Origin of the sequence: Leeuwenhoekiella palythoae (assembly GCF_900130045.1) — a bacterium.
In the GTDB taxonomy this organism is placed as follows: domain Bacteria; phylum Bacteroidota; class Bacteroidia; order Flavobacteriales; family Flavobacteriaceae; genus Leeuwenhoekiella; species Leeuwenhoekiella palythoae.
Genome location: NZ_FQXT01000004.1, coordinates 256,611 through 274,533 on the forward strand (window position 1 = coordinate 256,611; position 17,923 = coordinate 274,533).

A 17,923-nucleotide genomic window follows, 5' to 3' on the forward strand; every position below is an offset into this window, starting at 1 on the left:
AAAACGCTTTTGCACGTTAACTTCATAACTAATTAAGAAAAACTATGCTTACACTCTTGTTGCAAGAAGGTGCTGAAACTTTGCCATCACTTGCTGCCGAAGAAGAACCGGTAGAAAAGACGCTTTCGCTTTTTGATTTATTGATGAGCGGCGGATTGCCGGGACAAATAATTATACTCGTGCTTTTTGTGCTGCTTTTTGTGGCGATCTATATTTATTTTGAACGTTTGTTTGCCATAAAAGCTGCTTCCGGAATGGATAGCAACTTTATGAATCAAATTAAAGACAACGTCGCTAACGGAAAGATCGAAGCTGCAAAAGTGCTTTGCGCACAGCAAAACAGTCCGGTTTCAAGATTAACCGCTAAAGGAATCAGCCGTATTGGAAGTCCGTTAGAAGATATCAATACAGCCATTGAAAATTCTGGTCGTCTTGAAGTCTATCGTCTGGAGAAAAACGTGAGTGTTTTAGCAACGATTGCCGGTGCTGCCCCTATGATTGGATTTTTAGGAACGGTGATCGGGATGGTACTTGCTTTTCATCAGCTAGCAACCAGTAGCGGTCAGGCAGAGATGGGTAATCTAGCCGAAGGTATTTACACGGCGATGACTACAACAGTTGCAGGTTTAATCGTGGGTATCATCGCTTATATTGGCTACAATCACCTTGTGGTGCGTACTGATAAAGTAGTACACCAGATGGAAGCTACTGCGGTAGATTTCTTAGATATGTTAAACGAACCGGTTTAGTATGAACCTACGCGGAAGAAATAAAGTGAGTCCGGAGTTTAGTATGAGCTCCATGACAGATATTGTATTTCTGTTGTTGGTGTTTTTCTTACTAACCTCTCCTGCGATCACTCCAGATGCCCTTGACTTAATTTTGCCAAAGGCGAAAGGGAAAACGAGTAATCAGCAAAATCTTTCTGTAAGCATTACAAAAGATTTGGATATTTACGTTAATAAAGAGCGGGTTTTGCCTAATAATCTTGAATCCTTTATCAATAGTGAACTTTCAGGAGTAGAAGATCCTACCATTATTTTACGAGCGGAAGAAGGAGTTCCTATCGAAGAAGCTGTTTCGGTGATGGATATCGCAAATCGCAACAAATACAAAATCGTATTGGCCGTTAGGCCAAACTAAAAATCATCAAACCGAATAGCAGTATTCGGTTTGATTTTTGATTCATAGATGTTCAACCAATATTGCTGTCTTGAGCTTTTTAGATACAAAACATAAACGCAAGTCTTTTACCTTAACAAGCATCATCTATGTCTTGTTTTTGATTTTGTTGTTTTTCGCCGGACTCACGTATCTAGATCCTCCGCCAGAAAGTGGTATTGCGATAAATTTTGGGACTTCAGATGTAGGTTCAGGAACCATTCAACCTCAGGCTGCAGTTGAGTCCGCGCCGCGAAATACCACTCCAGAACCTCCGCAAGTTGAGAAATCTACAGAGGTGAAAGAGGAGGTGGTAACGCAAGAGACCGAAGAAGCTCCGGTGATCAAAGAAGAGCCCAAAAAAGAAATTAAAAAGCCTGTTGAGCAACAGCCAAAGAAAACCGAAACCAAACCGGTTGAAGCTAAAAAACCTGATCCAAAACCAGATAAGTCTACCACAGATGCGCTGTCAAGTATTTTAAACGGTCCTAAAAGTTCGGGTACTGAGCGTGGAGGTGAAGGCAATGATAATCAAGCCGGAGATAAGGGAGATCCCAATGGCGATCCTAATGCATCAAGTTATTACGGAAACGGAAAGGGTTTAGACGGTGATGGAAATTATCAGTTAGGTGGTCGTAAGGCTTTAAGTAAACCTAAACGCGTTCAGGATTGTAACGAAGCCGGAATAGTGGTCGTGAGTATCGAGGTAGACCGCAATGGAAATGTGATTAAAGCGACGCCAGGAGTGCGCGGAACTACAAATAATAGCCGTTGTTTGCTAGATCCTGCAAAAGCCGCTGCTTTGGCGACTAAATTCAATCCGGATACTGATGCTCCTTCACGACAGATCGGTAAAATAGTGTACAAGTTTAGTCTTTCAGAATAATGAACTATCAGCAAACGCTGCAGTACATGTTTGAGCGCTTGCCCATGTTTCAGAGACAGGGCGCTTCAGCATTCAAAAAAGATTTAGGGAATATCACCAAATTGTGTGACTACCTAAATAATCCTCAAAATACATTCAAGTCAATTCACGTAGGCGGAACCAATGGTAAAGGCTCTACAAGTCATATGCTGGCTTCTGTTTTGCAGGAAGCCGGTTACAAGGTGGGATTGCATACTTCACCGCATTTAAAAGACTTTAGAGAGCGTATACGCGTTAATGGGGAGATGGCTGAGGAAAACTTCGTTGTCGAGTTTGTAGAGGCACATAAAGCTTTTATTGAAGCGCACCAGCTTTCTTTTTTTGAGCTTACCGTTGGGATGGCCTTTGAATACTTTAAAATCCAGCAGGTAGATGTTGCGATTATTGAAGTAGGACTGGGAGGAAGGTTAGATTCAACAAATATCATTACTCCAGAATTATCGGTGATTACCAACATTGGTTTAGATCATACTGCTTTTTTGGGAGACACATTAAAGGCAATAGCTGGAGAAAAAGCAGGAATAATAAAACCGAATATTCCTGTGGTGATCGGCGAGCGCCAAGAAGAAACTACAGAAGTTTTTGAGACCGCCGCAAAAAAGAATCACGCGCCTATTGTTTTTGCTTCAGATAATCAGTTTCCTGATTTAGAAAGCGAATTAAAGGGTAGCTATCAGCAGAAAAATAAAGCTACCGTGCAACAGGCGGTACACGTCTTAAATCAAAAAAACGATTTTCAAATTCCGGAAGCTGCGTTAATAACCGGGATCAAAAATGTCATTCGCAATACAGGCTTGGTGGGGCGTTGGCAGATTATACAGGAATCCAATCCTAAGATCGTTTGCGACACAGGCCATAATAAAGAAGGTCTGACCTATGTGATGCGCCAATTGAAAGAAGAGCAGTATAGGCAACTCCATATTGTTTTAGGAGTGGTTTCTGATAAAGATTTGAATAGTGTGTTGCCGTTATTTCCTAAAGATGCGGCCTATTATTTCAGTAAGCCTGATGTGCCAAGAGGACTTTCTGAAGAAGATTTACAGCAAAAAGCATTGCATTTTGGCCTTCGCGGAAAAAAGTTTGAAAAAATTTCACAAGCTTTAAATGCTGCTAAAAAGGCGTCAGATCCTGAGGATCTGATATTTGTGGGAGGAAGCACTTTTGTGGTTGCAGAAATAATTTAATTTTTTTGAAAAAAGGCTTTGCGAACTTAAAAATTGGTTTATATTTGCATCCGCTAACAGCAAGGGCGCGTAGCTCAGTTGGTTCAGAGCACTTGGTTTACACCCAAGGGGTCAGGGGTTCGAATCCCTTCGCGCCCACAAAGGCTTCCAGAAATGGAAGCCTTTTTTGGTTTTATACTTTTCCTTAAGTCGCGAACTTTCTTACCATTTAAAAGTTGTGCACTTGCGATCGTACAATTGAGCTCGGTTTTAAATACTCAAAGAAATTCAACTTGTTAAAATTCTTAACACATATAATTTTTTCAAGTTTTTACAGTTGTTACATACAAATGCGCTAAAAGTTTGATTTAAAGTAGGTTTAATCTTACCTAGAAGATTTTCTCAAACCATTTCGTTTTTTAGATTAAATCGCAGTAGACATTGAATTTACTGGGCTTATTTGCATTTTTCTTAAATAAATATTAAAATTGAATGCGTTTAGATGTGCTAATAACACGTTTAAATGCTAGTTTTGAACCCCTAATTTCAAGACCCCGACTCTAAATGATTGTACGAAAGCCACTTGTGATCGGCACCTTAATTGTCTTGATCGCTGTATTTGCACTTACTAGACCTCAGTTTCATTCCCAAACGGTACATAAGCAACCCGCAGCCGAATTCTTAAACCCCCTTATTTTAAAAGAGCAACAAGAAAAGGCCCGTGTTTTTAAAATGCGTAAAGCCGCTTTGCAAACAGCTATTGATGCGTATTTTAAAAAGGCGATAGAGGATCGTTTGATCATAGGCGCAGGGGTAAGTATCGTGACCGGCGATTCAATTATTTTAAAATCAGGTTACGGAAAGCGCAACGTCTACAAATCTGATACGGTGAACGATCAAACGGTTTTTAGATTGGGTTCGCTTTCTAAAGGCTTTACAGGAATACTTGCGGGGATTGAAGTTAAAGAAGGCAACTTGAGCTGGGAAGATAAACTTATAGATGCCGTGCCGGCTTTTGGTTTAAAAGATAAAGCAAATGCTCAGACGATCACGTTATCTAATGTTTTATCGCATACCACCGGTGTCCCTTACCACTGCTATACAAATCTTGTTGAAGATGGATTGAAGCTTCAGACGATTGCAGATCGGTTTAAGGTAATCAACACTTATACAAAGCCGGGATTGATCTACAGCTATCAGAACGCAATGTTTGCATTGAGCGGTGAGATGATGCACGCAGCCACAGGCCAAACCTTGCAGGCGTTACTTCAGAATAAACTATTCACTCCGCTGCATATGAATACGGCTTCTACAGATTATGAGGCGATGATCACTACAAATAACTATGCATTTCCGCATAAAAGCACGTGGAAGGGCTGGAGACGTTTACCTGTGAATAAAAAGTATTTTAATGCTGTAGCGGCCGGTGGTGTGAATGCCAGTGCAGACGATATGGGTAAATGGATGCGCTTCTTATTGGGACATAACGAAACTATTCTTGATGCTGAAGGTCTTGCAGCAGTTTTTAAGCCGGAAATAGAAATTCCTGATGCGCATAAATATTATCAGCGCTGGAAAGGTCACTTGAGATCTTCTTACGCTTACGGCTGGCGAGTACACGAATTTGTAGATGCAGAAACAGGCAATGCGTCTACAATGATTCATCACGGCGGAAGCGTGAGTGACTTTAGAAATGAGATCGCGATTTTTCCGGGAGAGGATTTGGGGATTTGTGTGCTGTTTAACAGTCAAACTTCATTAGCAAGTTCAGTGATTCCTGAGCTACACGAGTTGGTTAAAAATGTGATGAACACACCTGTGGAAGGGCTTGAGTTGGGTAAACTAGCTAGTGCCTACTAAATGTTATGTCAAACATATAGATTTTTAAAGCTGCTTATTAGCAGCTTTTTTTATGGTGCGCCGCTCTTCGGTGTAAACTCTCAAATTGATTTACGAATTGATAAATCACGTATGTTTGGTATTTTTAAAAATAGAATTAGACTCTGTTTTTATTAAAGAATTGATATTTCCTGATTTTTAAAGTACTAAATAACGTTAAGAGCTTATTATTCTTCATCACGTTACAGTAACTTAGGTTTTTATTGGCTGTGTCAAATGGATAGAATACCCAAGGACGCGGCTAGAGATAACATTTTATTTTATCTTATTTAGAGACTAAAACCAACTAGAAATGCAAAAACCTAATGAACGACTTAAAAATCAAACGGCAATAGTTACCGGTTCCAGTACGGGGATTGGAGCAGCTGTTGCACTTGCCTTAGGAAGAGATGGGGCTAATGTGGTGGTCAATTATCACTCTTCTGAAGAAGAAGCTCAAGAAGTCGCAGATCAAATCAATAAGGAATCGCTGTGCGGAGAAGCAATCATAGTTCAATGTGATGTAAGTAAGGAAGAAGAAGTGCAGGCGATGTTCAAAAGAACCATCGAAAAATTCGGTACCGTAGATATTCTTGTTGCCAATAGCGGACTCCAGAAAGATGCTGCACTTCACGAGATGACATTAAAAGATTGGCAAACGGTTATTGATGTGAACCTCACTGGGCAATTTTTATGTGCTCGAGAAGCTATTCGCGAATTTATGAGACGTGGGATGCGTGAAGACGTGTCAAAAGCGCTGGGGAAAATCATACATATGAGTTCTGTGCATCAGGTGATTCCTTGGGCAGGTCACGCGAATTACGCTGCTTCTAAAGGAGCATTAAAAATGTTGATGGAAAGCATCTGCCAAGAATATGCACCTTTAAAAATTCGTTGTAACAGTATTGCTCCGGGTGCGATAAAAACCGATATTAACAAGGATGCTTGGGAAACCGAAAGCGCTTTGCAAGAACTATATAAGGTTATTCCATACAAGCGTATTGGAGTACCTGAAGATGTAGGCGATACAGCTGCTTGGTTAGCTTCAGATGAATCAGATTATATTAATGGTACGACGCTATTTGTAGATGGCGGTATGACGTGCTATCCAGGATTTACAACAAATGGGTAAAAAAAATACAGTAGAACAAAAACGCCTAGATGCGCATTACGCAGGGCAAGAAGATTGGTTACATTGGGGGCCTTATTTGAGCGAAAGACAATGGGGAACGGTAAGAGAAGATTATAGTCCGCAAGGTGATGCCTGGGGCTATTTTCCCCACGATCACGCACGGAGTAGAGTCTACCGTTGGGGAGAAGACGGCTTAGCCGGATTTACTGATAGGTATTGCAACGTATGCTTTGGTTTGGCGTTGTGGAACGGTAACGATTCCATTTTAAAAGAACGTTTATTTGGTCTTACCGGCCCCGAAGGAAATCACGGTGAAGACGTCAAAGAACTTTATTATTATCTGGAAAATACGCCTACGCATTCTTATATGAAGCATTTGTATAAGTACCCGCAGGCAAAATTTCCATACGGAGATTTGGTGCGCGAAAACCAAAAACGCAATCGTAAAGAAGCAGAGTTTGAACTAATAGACACCGGAGTTTTTAAGAATGATGCGTATTTTGATGTGGTTACAGAATACGCTAAAGCAGGCCCGGACGATATTTGTATCAAAATTTCGGTAACAAATAGGAATACTAAAAAAGCCGAATTGCACGTGTTGCCGCAGCTATGGATCCGTAATTTCTGGAGTTTTAGGGACATGCCTTTTAAGCCTTCGATTACTAAAAATGAGGGTGATAAACATTCGGTACACGTAAAGCATCCGTACACGGGAGATTATAATTTCTACTTTGAGAAGCCAGATCAGCTGTTGTTTACAGAGAATGAAACCAATGATGAGCGGTTGTATCTTCAGCCTAATGATCATCCTTATAAAAAGGACTTTTTTCATACAGCAGTTATTAATAAGAATTTCCGCCTTGCGAAAAAGAAAGAGGAAGGAACCAAGTTTGCTCCTTATTACAAACGAAAATTAAAAGGAGGTGAGACCGTCGTGTTCAAAGTACGCCTCACCACCGAAACCCTAACCGAAGCATTCTCGTCTGACTTTGATGCGTTATTCACTCAGCGCTATGAAGAGTGTGTTGATTTTTATGAAGGTGTAAATCAAATTGAAAATACCGAAGCTAAAGGGATTCAGCGGCAGGCATTTGCCGGTTTGCTTTGGTCAAAACAATACTACAATTATGAAGTAGAGCAGTGGATCAAAGGTGATCCCAAGGTTTCTACACCGCCCGAATCGCGAAAATCTGGGCGCAATAGTAATTGGAAAACGCTACGGAATCACGACATCCATCTTATGCCAGATAAATGGGAATACCCGTGGTATGCAGCTTGGGACAGTGCATTTCATTGTATCACGATGGCCTATGTAGATCCTGAGTTTGCTAAGAAACAATTGCTGCTATTTACTAAAGAATGGTATATGGCGCCTAACGGGCAGATCCCGGCGTATGAGTGGAATTTTAGTGATGTGAATCCGCCTACTCAAGCCTTTGCCGCGCTTCAGATTTTTAAAATCGAGCGCGATACGGTTGGCAAACAGGATATAGATTTCCTCAAACGCATATTTAATAAATTGTCGCTCAACTTTACGTGGTGGGTGAATCAAGAGGACCGTAGACAGAACAATGTTTTTCAAGGAGGTTTTTTAGGACTTGATAATATTGGGGTTTTTGATCGCAGTAGCGGGATACCGGGTAATGCGCATCTTGAACAAGTTGATGGTACTTCGTGGATGGCGTTGTACTGCCTAAATATGCTTGAAATAAGTATCAAAATTGCTTTTGAAGATCCTTCGTACGAGGAGATGGCGACGAAGTTTTTTGGGCATTTTATTTTTATTGCCGAGGCACTTAACAAGCTCAATGAGGATTTTGAAGGCACTTGGGACGAAGAAGAAGGTTTCTTTTATGATAAACTGGTGTTTGAAGATGGAACCTTTCAGCCTATAAAAGTGCGCTCTATCGTTGGGATTATGTCGCTTATTGCAGTGCTGCATATCAGTAAAGAAACCTTAGACCGCCTGCCCAATTTTAAGTATAGTGTCAATTGGTTTAGAAAGTATAGACAGGCCAATTTAAAATATCAGGTGATTCAAGAATTTTCAGAGGATTCAGATTTGCTTTTGGCGTTAGTGCCTAAAGAACGTGTTGAGATTATGCTGAAAGCAGTTTTTGATCAAAACGAATTTTTAAGCGATCACGGTTTGCGCTCGTTGTCTAAAATTCACGAGGAGATCTATAAAATTGATATCAACGGAACCAATTATGAAATCAAATATGAACCGGCAGAATCTGAGTCGTCAATGTTTGGAGGAAACTCTAATTGGCGTGGTCCTGTGTGGATGCCGTTCAATTACTTATTTGTAACTGCCATAAAAGAATTTAGAGATTATTATGGCAAAGATCTGGAAGTAGAATACCCTACAGGCAGCGGAAAGATCTTAGGCTTGAATGAAATTCGTAATGATTTAATGAAGCGATTGCTGTCTCTTTTTCAAACGGATGAAGAGGGAAGTCGCCCTGTAAATGCACAGCATGACCAACTGTACAAAGATGTGAACTTTAAAGATCTGGTGATGTTTTATGAGTATTTCCACGGAGATACAGGAAGAGGGATTGGCGCTTCTCATCAAACCGGTTGGACAGCGCTTATTGCCAATATGATCAATGAAATTTATTAGTTTTATGGCTAAAGATGTTTTTAAGAAGTCATTTATTCTTTTTTCAATACTATTTACAATGCATGCACTGAATGCTCAGGATTTTAAATTCACTAAAGATCACGATGCTTTACTGGTCAAAGATTTAGAAAAGTCAGCTCAATTTTACAGCACTATTTTAGGTCTTCCGGAAATCTATAATGCAGGTTTGGGACCAAAGTTTAGATGGTTTGCTCTTGATAATAAGGTGCAAATTCATTTGATCGAGAGTGAAGATGATTCCTTTACACCGCACAAAGGCGTGCATTTAGCACTAAATGTGGATGATTTAGATGGCTTTATGACATTTCTAAAACAAAAGAATATTCCTTTTGAGAATTGGCCCGGTGAACCCGGGATCACAAATACGCGTCCAGATGGGGTGCGGCAAATCTATTTAAGAGACCCTGATGGGTATTGGATAGAAATAAATACAAATACGCTATAGCATGGATTTTTACCTCATCACTGCAATCTTAGTGGGTTTAGCGGCTGCTTTTGGATACATCAATGTTCGTTTTTTAAAGCTCCCAAATACCATAGGCTTAATGCTGATAACCTTGTTATTTACTTTGGCGGTTTTGGCCTTAAGTGCAGTTGATGATACTTTATTAGAAGCCGAAAAAGAAATCATTAGCAACATTGATTTTGAAAAAGTACTCCTTGATGGAATGCTAAGCTTCTTACTCTTTGCGGGAGCATTACATACCAATTTTGAACAGTTGAGGTTGCAGCGTTGGCCGGTTATGGTTTTTGCGACTGTGGGTGTTTTAACCTCTACGTTTTTAGTGGGTGGCGCACTTTATTATGTGTTGATGCTTCTAGGTTTTGACATCAGTTTTATCTACTGTTTACTTTTTGGAGCGTTGATATCACCTACAGATCCCATTGCGGTCTTGGGAATTTTAAAACAAGCCGGTGCGCCTAAGAAGTTAGAAACTAAAATCGTTGGGGAGTCTTTGTTTAATGATGGTGTCGGGGTGGTTGTATTTTTGACCTTATATAAAATAGCTGGGTCAACCGAAGCTGTTACTACTACTGATATTCTAGAATTATTTGGGCTTGAAGTATTAGGAGGTATTGCACTTGGTTTGGCTTTAGGATGGGTTGCCTATAAATTGATGAAATCCATAGATGATTATGATATTGAAGTTATTATCACTCTTGCTGCAGTAATGGTGGGTACAGTGATCGCGCAAAAATTACATATGTCTGCGCCGCTTGCGATGGTTACCGCCGGTCTTGTGGTGGGTAATGACACGGTGCGCAAAACAACAATGTCCAAACAAACCGAAACCTATGTTGACAAATTTTGGGAGCTGATAGATATATTACTCAACACCATATTGTTTGTTCTAATTGGGATGGAAATGCTGGTGCTCACTTTTGATACCAGCGCTTTGCTTGCAGGCTGTATTGCTATTCCTGTAGTGCTGCTGTGTAGATATATTTCGCTTTTACTACCTATAAACTTTTTTGAAAAACACCTCAATTTTGTCCCGCGAACCGATGTGATAATGACGTGGGGCGGCTTACGTGGCGGGATTTCTATCGCACTTGCATTGAGCTTAACACAAGAAATGCATCGTGATTTATTTTTAGTGATTACCTATGTTATCGTTGTTTTCTCAATCATCGTGCAAGGTCTTTCGGTGGGCGCGGTAATTAAACGTCTAGGTGTGAGTGAAACTGCTAATGCTGCTGAACCTTCAGGGCATTAGGTTATTAGCTGTTCAAATTCAGTTCTTCTTTAGATTAAAGCGCTTCAATAGATTCCTTTTGCGCTGCTTTATTATTTCTGATAGTATTTGAACGAATTCTTTTTTCGAAAAATGATTATTTTTAATAATAATTATATGTATTATTGTACAAGTATTATCGATGGAAATTAATAGTGGTTTGTTGGATGATTGAAAGTAATTCAATTTAAAATTACGAGAAGCTTTCCGCCGAAATTTTTTAAAAAGAAAACAGTCAGATTGGGTTTAGGGACTCGTTCTTTATAGAACATTAGATCTGGCTACTAGCCTCCGAAAGGAGGCTTTTTTTATGCCAAAGTTTGATGAGTCTATTCGGCGCGTTCTAAACCTTCTTCAATGCGTTCTTCAACTTCTTCTTCGATCTCTTTTTCAACTTCAGGCGGAGAAATGGGTTTACCATTCTCTAACCAAAAAGAGAAGAACATCGGGTAATGATCGGAGCCAATATGGGGCAGGCGCATCATTTTATCTACGGTCACATTAGTGGAGTGAAACAAGTGATCGATAGGAAATCGAAGATACCAGTAATCTGCGTGAAAAGTAGGGAAGAGTCCGCGACCAATGCGTGGGTCTATAAGCCCGGTGACTTTTGCAAATAATTTGCTTACGCGAGACCAGACCACATCGTTTAGATCACCGCAAACAATAATGGGGTGGTTATCTTCTAGAATGCGTACCGCTTTACCTACGATGAGTAACTCGGCATCACGTTCTTCAGAGGTTTCATTTTCGGTGGGACTAGGTGGGGCAGGATGCACGCAAATGAGTTCAAGTGGAGTTGAACCGCCGTGATGCACTTTAGTGAAAATTGAAGGGACATCCTTTTCGACCAAATAATTCACCTGCGTTTCAGAAAGTTCGTATTTGCTATACAAATGCATTCCGTAGAAATTATCAAGCGGAACCCGCACAACGTTGGGATAATCTTGTTCGATTTCGCTTAAACCCTCTTCCCATTGTTTATCGGTTTCCATAACCAGTAATAGATCGGGCTTGTGCAGGTGCACCTGCTCTATAAGTTTGTGGTATTCTCTATTGGTTTGTAGTACGTTAGAGCTGAGTAAACTTATTTTATTGAGGTTTGCCGTGTTTTTGGGTTTCTTGCTTTGGCGCGGAAAAAAGCTGGTGTACGGAAAAACCACATAAAGTTGAAATACTAAGGTAATGGCGAGACTGATGAGCACCACATATTGCCAGGATGCTTCTGGGTATTCAAGCCAAAGGAGTAATCCGAGCACAATAATTTGCAAAACAGAAGTTTGTACACGAATGAAGTCCCAGCCTCTAATAATCCAATGCGTGCCTTGCGTTAAAGGTAGTAAGGCGATGATAACCAGAAAAATAGCAAAGGCATATAAAACCATGGGGTATTAGTTTGTGAGTTGCTGAAAAAGATGTTCTAGTGAAGTATTTTTTTTATTGAGCTGAAGGATTTTCAGCCCATTATCGTGCGCAAAATCAAAGAGTACGGCACGCTTGTCTTGCTGTGTATTGAAGGTGATCTCATAGACAAAGCCTACGGGATTGGCAACGTGCGTAACCCGATCAAGTTGTTGAAAAAATTCAAGCTCCACGCGATAATCAAATTCAACCACTATGATTTGATCACTTCCAGATTTCAGTTCGTCTAAACGCTTATCGGCAACAATTTTACCTTTATTAATGATGATCACACGATCGCAAACAGCTTCAACCTCTTGCATAATATGAGTAGAAAGTAAAACCGTTTTTGTCTTTCCGATACTTCTTATTAATGCGCGAATTTCTCGTAGTTGATTAGGATCTAAACCTGTCGTGGGCTCGTCAAGGATCAAAACTTCGGGATCGTGAATCAGTGCTGCGGCTAACCCTACGCGCTGCTTATAGCCTTTACTCAGTTGTTTTATTTTTTTTGAGATTTCAGGCTGCAATCCGGTTAAAGCTATGACTTCATCTATTCGAGACGTAGATATCTTGTTCAATTCTGCATGCAGCTTTAAGTATTCTCTAATGTACATTTCAGGATAAAGCGGATTGTTCTCTGCTAAATATCCCACACTTTTACGCACTGCTAAAGGTTGCTTTTCTGTTGAGTAGGTATTTACCGTAGCCTCGCCTGAGGTTGGTTTTAAATAGGTGGTTAAGATTTTCATCATAGTGCTTTTTCCGGCACCATTGGGTCCTAAAAAACCGGTGACTTCACCTTTGTTTACAGAGAACGATAAACCATCTAAGGCTTTCTGCGAACCATAATTTTTGGTAATGGTTTCTACATTAATAGACATATTGCAAGAATTGGAGAAGGTTTAAAAGTTAAAAGTACACATTTAGCTTGCAGCCTTTTGTTTTTAAAACCTTAAAATTTATAAGATCAAGTTCGTGCGAGGGTTGGAGTTAAGGAGTTGTAATGTATTTTTTAATTAAATGACTAAATATGGGGTCTATATTTTGTCATGTTTAAATAAAATCAAGGATTGCTTTAATATGTGTAAAAATTAGCGGCTTTGAATCGAGTTCCTATTTATTTATTTACTTTAGCAGCATAATTAAACAAGAGCATGTCTAACGTACTTTACTTTTATAACCGCTATTACTTCTTTTTCTTCTGGAAAGAGATGGGACCGCTATAGAGTAACGTATAGTATTACAATATCATATAGGGTCCCGATTTAATAAATCGGGACTTTTTTTGTTATAAACCGAAGTTAACCAGTTGAAACATAAAGTAGCCATACAAGGAATTAAAGGGTCTTTTCATCATAAAGTCGCTCAGGATTTTTTTAGTGAAGACGTTGAGGTGATTGATTGCAACAGCTTTCAAGACCTGGTGAATCGTCTGATTAAAGGTGATGCGACAGATGCTGTTATGGCGATCGAGAACTCTATTGCAGGAAGCATTATTCCTAACTACGCTTTACTCGATCATCATAATTTGAATATCGAAGGAGAGCGCTACTTGGCTATAAGTCAGAATCTGATGGTGATGCCGGGCCAAAAGCTTGATGATATTCACGAGGTGTGGTCGCATCCTATGGCGCTTTTGCAGTGTAAAGAATTCTTTAAAGATAAAGAACACATCAGGTTGGTAGAAGATGACGATACCGCAGGTGCCGCGAAACGCATTGCAGATGGAAATCTGAAAGGGATTGGTGCTATTGCCGGAACAACCGCGGCTTCAATTTACGGTTTAGAGGTGATTGCGCACGATATTCAGACGATTAAAGATAATTCAACACGCTTTTTTATACTGAATACTAACGGGCGTACAGAGGCAGATGTTCCCGATAAAGCTTCAGTTAAATTTTTGACCGATCACAAACGCGGAAGCCTTGCCGCGGTTTTGAATGTGATGAGTGATTGCAGACTTAATTTGACCAAGATTCAGTCGCTTCCAGTCATTGAAACGCCTTGGAAATATTCGTTCTTCGTTGATGTGACTTTTGAGGATTATGCAGATTTTGAAAAGGCTAAAAAACTATTAGATATTATGGCTCAGGAATTTAAAATTCTGGGTGAATATAAAAACAGAAAATCATGATTATAGCATCGGCTAACAGGCTAAACCAAACTTCTGAGTACTACTTTTCGCGTAAGCTAAAAGAAGTACGTGCTCTTGCAGCTGCCGGGAAACCTATAATCAATATGGGAGTTGGTAGTCCAGATTTACCGCCGCCGCCACACGTCATTAAAGCTTTGACAAGTTCGCTGGTCGATGCTCCTGCGCATCAATATCAGAGTTATAAGGGGCTTCCTCAGCTTACTGAGGCTATGGCAGATTTCTATCAGAAACGATATGCAGTAACGCTTAATCCTGAAGACGAAATTTTACCCTTGATGGGATCAAAAGAAGGTATTATGCATATCAGCATGGCTTTTTTAAATCCGGGAGATGAAGTTTTGATTCCCAATCCGGGATATCCAACCTATACTTCGGTAACGCGTTTGGTTGAAGCTGAGCCGATTTATTACAACTTGGATGCTTCAAACAATTGGATGCCTGATTATTCAGCTTTGGAAAAAAGAGATTTGAGTAAGGTGAAATTAATGTGGGTAAACTATCCGCATATGCCTACAGGAGCTAAAGCGACTACCGCCGACTTTGAGAAATTGGTAGCATTTGCAAAAGCAAATAAAATTCTCTTGGTAAACGACAATCCATACAGCTTCATTCTTAATGAAAATCCGCAGAGTATTTTAAGCGTCGCGGGTGCAAAAGAAGTGGCTATTGAGTTGAACTCTTTGAGTAAGTCATTTAATATGAGCGGATGGCGCGTTGGGATGTTGCTCGGTGCAGTAGATTATGTAAGCACGGTGCTTACTGTAAAAAGTAATATGGATAGCGGAATGTTCTACGGAATTCAAAAAGGAGCCGCTGCCGTACTGACTGAAGGAGAAGCCTGGTTCAGCGGCTTGAACGAAATTTATGAAAAGCGCCGCGAGCAAGTTTGGAAGCTGGCTGATTTGCTAGGATGTACTTATGATAAAAATGCAGCCGGAATGTTTGTTTGGGCAAAACTGCCTGAAGGGACAGGAGATGCCGAAGCTTTTATCGATGATATTTTGATCAATAAAAGCGTGTTTATCACGCCGGGAAGTATTTTTGGTTCGCAAGGCGCCGGGTACATTCGCTTTTCACTTTGTGTAACCGAAGATAAAATTAAAGAAGCCATTGGAAGATTTTAAAAACATATTCGTTCTGGGAATCGGACTCATAGGTGGTTCGTTGGCGCGTGATTTAAAACGTGTGTTGCCGGGGAGTACGATCTATGGTGTTGATAGCAACGATGATCATCTTGATGAAGCCGTTGGTCTGGGTGTGATTGATCATTCGGCGCGCTTTGAAGCGATAAACCAAGCCGATTTAGTGATCTTGGCGATTCCGGTAGATCAAGCCAATTTATTTTTGCCACCGGTTTTAGACGCGATTGCACCTAATGCTTTGGTGATGGACGTAGGTTCAACTAAAGGCAGTGTGTGTGATGCGGTTCAAGATCATCCTAAACGCGATCAGTTTTTGGCAGCGCATCCGATTGCAGGAACCGAATTTTCAGGACCATCGGCAGCGATCGAAAATTTGTATAAAAACAAGACTATGATTCTATGCGAGGTTGAAAAAACCCGTGAAGATCTATTGGCAAAAGCTATGCAGATTTTTGAGGCATTGCCCATGCAAATTCGGTATATGAATCCGCATTCGCATGATAAGCATATTGCTTATGTGTCGCATTTATCGCACATCAGCAGCTTTATGCTGGGGAAAACCGTAATCGAAAAGGAGAAAAACGAAAAAGATATTTTTGATATGGCAGGCAGTGGATTTGCTTCCACAGTACGCCTGGCAAAAAGTAATCCGGCGACGTGGACGCCTATTTTTAAAGAAAATAAGGCTAACGTCCTGGAGAGCTTAACCGAATACATCAATAATTTAACGCATTTCAAAAATGTTCTAGAAGCCGAAAATTATGAAGAGGTTTTTAATGAAATGCACAATACAAACCACATAAAATCAATACTTAAAGGATTATCGTAATCAGCTAAAAGCTGTAAATTTGTTGAATATGGAAAATAAGAAAGAACTTAGAAACTGGTTAGACGCTTTCAATCTGGATCATCCGCTTGTAATCGCAGGTCCTTGTAGCGCAGAAACTGAAGAGCAAGTATTAAAAATTGCTCACGAGCTAAAAGACACAGATGCTACTGTTTTTAGAGCAGGAATCTGGAAACCACGTACCCGCCCGGGAATGTTTGAAGGTGTGGGAGCGCTAGGTTTGAAATGGCTTCAGAAAGCTAAAGAGGAAACCGGGATGCTGACGACTACCGAAGTTGCAAATCCTAATCACGTAGAGCTTGCGTTAAAGCACGATGTAGATATTCTATGGATTGGTGCGCGTACCACCGTTTCTCCTTTCAATATTCAAGAAATTGCTGAAGCGCTTAAAGGAACAGATAAAACAGTTCTTATCAAAAACCCCGTGAATCCTGATCTGGCTTTATGGTTAGGGGCTGTGGAGCGTTTTTATACGCAGGATGTTAAAAATCTTGGTGTGATTCACAGAGGTTTTTCAACCTATGAGAAAACCCGTTACCGAAATAATCCAGAATGGCAAGTTGCTGTAGATTTACAAAACCAGTTTCCGGACCTTCCATTAATTTTAGATCCATCACATATCGCCGGGCGTCGTGATATTATTTTTGATCTATGCCAGACTGGTCTTGATCTTAATTATGACGGAATTATGGTGGAGACCCACTACGATCCAGACAATGCGTGGAGTGATGCTAAACAGCAAATCACACCGGCTACTTTGGTGCAGATTATGAAAGATCTAAAAATTCGTAAAGAAGAAGGTACCGCTGCAGAATTCAATAATAAACTGAATACGCTGCGTACACAGATCGATGTAGTTGATCATCAATTGATAGAAAGCTTAGGAAAGCGTATGAAGATCGCTGATGCTATAGGTGAATTAAAAACGGAAAATAACGTTGCGATTCTTCAGTCTAAACGTTGGAACGAGATTTTAGGCGCAATGATCTTAGAAGGTGAAAAGCACAATTTGAGCGAAGAATTTATTCTACGTGTTTTTAAAGCGATTCACCAAGAGTCTATTAATCACCAGAAGAAAATTTCTAGAATGGAAGAAGCTTAGGCTCTTGCATAAATTTTAAAAAAAACGGCGCTCATTGAGCGCCGTTTTTTTTTTGAACCGCCAATAGGTGAAATACCCCCGATTCTTACTTTTCGGTGTTTTCTTATCCCTGCTTAGGTCTTTTAAAAATATAGCGGGTTACGTAAATCCCGTTTTCATCATCTTTTCCACCGTAACTTTCAACACCGCTGTTTACAAATGCAAGTTCCCAGCCTTCTTCGGCCATAGCGTTAATTTTTGACGTCACTACTGCGTCATTTGCAGCAATATTTTGAAATCGTATTCCGCCTAAATTAAAGAAGTTGAGCAGTTTAGTTTCCTCAAAATTCTTTACGCGAATATCACCCCGATCAGCTTTATTTCGGGAATTATCTTCTTCAGAGCGTTCACTGGTAAATTCTTTGTAATCGCGTTCAGCTTCGGTTGAGATCATTCTTGAACGTCCAATTCCGTTAGGGATGATAGATTCAATAACGGTTACGGTTTGGTATTCCATCACTTGCGCACATAGCGGAATGCTTAACAAGCCAAAGAAAAGGAGCAACGTAGTTTTAAATTTCATAATGTAGGATTTTAAGCGTTAACGATTTTAGTTACTTTAAAATAAAGTAGTTTTACATGTTGAAATTAG

At 40.1% G+C, this 17,923-nt stretch carries 16 protein-coding genes and 1 tRNA gene; 14 read left to right on the plus strand and 3 right to left on the minus strand.

The features are described from left to right. The first annotated feature begins 44 nt into the window (after positions 1-44). The 10 genes from BUA96_RS11510 to BUA96_RS11555 all read left to right on the plus strand — a co-directional run bounded on the left by BUA96_RS11510 (position 45) and on the right by BUA96_RS11555 (position 10,624). Entirely contained in the window at positions 45-749 is a 705-nt protein-coding gene (locus BUA96_RS11510; RefSeq protein WP_072983233.1) for a MotA/TolQ/ExbB proton channel family protein, read from the plus strand. Between the two features lies 1 nt (position 750). Then, positions 751-1,143, plus strand: a complete 393-nt coding sequence (locus tag BUA96_RS11515) for an ExbD/TolR family protein (RefSeq protein ID WP_072983235.1) — start codon at positions 751-753, stop codon at positions 1,141-1,143. A 70-nt stretch (positions 1,144-1,213) separates the two neighbouring features. Beyond that, positions 1,214-2,047, plus strand: a complete 834-nt coding sequence (locus tag BUA96_RS11520; protein ID WP_072983237.1) for an energy transducer TonB — start codon at positions 1,214-1,216, stop codon at positions 2,045-2,047. Beyond that, positions 2,047-3,270 carry a bifunctional folylpolyglutamate synthase/dihydrofolate synthase gene (locus BUA96_RS11525; RefSeq protein ID WP_072983239.1) on the plus strand — a complete coding sequence of 408 codons (1,224 nt, stop codon included), beginning with the start codon at positions 2,047-2,049 and terminating at the stop codon, positions 3,268-3,270. Before BUA96_RS11520 ends, BUA96_RS11525 begins: the two co-directional genes overlap by 1 nt. Positions 3,271-3,333: 63 nt before the next feature. After that, positions 3,334-3,408 (plus strand) — tRNA-Val (locus tag BUA96_RS11530). 405 nt (positions 3,409-3,813) lie between these two features. Beyond that, positions 3,814-5,109 carry a serine hydrolase domain-containing protein gene (locus BUA96_RS11535; RefSeq protein ID WP_072983240.1) on the plus strand — a complete coding sequence of 432 codons (1,296 nt, stop codon included), beginning with the start codon at positions 3,814-3,816 and terminating at the stop codon, positions 5,107-5,109. Positions 5,110-5,440: 331 nt separating this feature from the next. Beyond that, positions 5,441-6,259 (plus strand): SDR family oxidoreductase, encoded by an 819-nt coding sequence (locus BUA96_RS11540; RefSeq protein ID WP_072983242.1) that lies wholly within the window; start codon positions 5,441-5,443, stop codon positions 6,257-6,259. After that, positions 6,252-8,885: an MGH1-like glycoside hydrolase domain-containing protein gene (locus BUA96_RS11545; protein ID WP_072983243.1), complete on the plus strand. Its 2,634-nt coding sequence runs from the start codon at positions 6,252-6,254 to the stop codon at positions 8,883-8,885. Before BUA96_RS11540 ends, BUA96_RS11545 begins: the two co-directional genes overlap by 8 nt. Then, positions 8,872-9,351, plus strand: a complete 480-nt coding sequence (locus BUA96_RS11550; RefSeq protein WP_072983246.1) for a VOC family protein — start codon at positions 8,872-8,874, stop codon at positions 9,349-9,351. Before BUA96_RS11545 ends, BUA96_RS11550 begins: the two co-directional genes overlap by 14 nt. 1 nt (position 9,352) lies before the next feature. Further along, positions 9,353-10,624: a cation:proton antiporter gene (locus tag BUA96_RS11555; protein ID WP_072983248.1), complete on the plus strand. Its 1,272-nt coding sequence runs from the start codon at positions 9,353-9,355 to the stop codon at positions 10,622-10,624. 347 nt (positions 10,625-10,971) lie between these two features. Here the strand turns inward: BUA96_RS11555 and BUA96_RS11560 are convergent, their stop codons facing one another. Beyond that, entirely contained in the window at positions 10,972-12,027 is a 1,056-nt protein-coding gene (locus BUA96_RS11560; protein ID WP_072983250.1) for an endonuclease/exonuclease/phosphatase family protein, read from the minus strand. A gap of 6 nt (positions 12,028-12,033) precedes the next feature. Beyond that, on the minus strand, positions 12,034-12,927 hold the full coding sequence (gene gldA / locus BUA96_RS11565) for a gliding motility-associated ABC transporter ATP-binding subunit GldA (RefSeq protein ID WP_072983252.1): 894 nt from the start codon (positions 12,925-12,927) through the stop codon (positions 12,034-12,036). Positions 12,928-13,355: 428 nt separating this feature from the next. On the opposite strand from gldA, the gene BUA96_RS11570 reads away from it, so the two are divergent. The 4 genes from BUA96_RS11570 to BUA96_RS11585 are packed head-to-tail and all read left to right on the plus strand — an operon-like array spanning position 13,356 to position 17,292. Continuing rightward, positions 13,356-14,180, plus strand: a complete 825-nt coding sequence (locus tag BUA96_RS11570) for a prephenate dehydratase (protein ID WP_072983253.1) — start codon at positions 13,356-13,358, stop codon at positions 14,178-14,180. Beyond that, positions 14,177-15,325 (plus strand): pyridoxal phosphate-dependent aminotransferase, encoded by a 1,149-nt coding sequence (locus BUA96_RS11575; protein ID WP_072983255.1) that lies wholly within the window; start codon positions 14,177-14,179, stop codon positions 15,323-15,325. The genes BUA96_RS11570 and BUA96_RS11575 overlap by 4 nt, the downstream gene beginning before the upstream one ends. Then, positions 15,312-16,172: a prephenate dehydrogenase gene (locus BUA96_RS11580; protein WP_072983257.1), complete on the plus strand. Its 861-nt coding sequence runs from the start codon at positions 15,312-15,314 to the stop codon at positions 16,170-16,172. Before BUA96_RS11575 ends, BUA96_RS11580 begins: the two co-directional genes overlap by 14 nt. A gap of 28 nt (positions 16,173-16,200) precedes the next feature. Then, a complete protein-coding gene (locus BUA96_RS11585) occupies positions 16,201-17,292 on the plus strand; it encodes a bifunctional 3-deoxy-7-phosphoheptulonate synthase/chorismate mutase type II (protein ID WP_072983258.1) in 1,092 nt (363 codons plus the stop codon). Between the two features lie 103 nt (positions 17,293-17,395). Here BUA96_RS11585 and BUA96_RS11590 read toward each other — a convergent pair whose 3' ends face one another. After that, positions 17,396-17,854 (minus strand): hypothetical protein, encoded by a 459-nt coding sequence (locus BUA96_RS11590; protein ID WP_072983260.1) that lies wholly within the window; start codon positions 17,852-17,854, stop codon positions 17,396-17,398. Positions 17,855-17,923 lie beyond the last annotated feature (69 nt).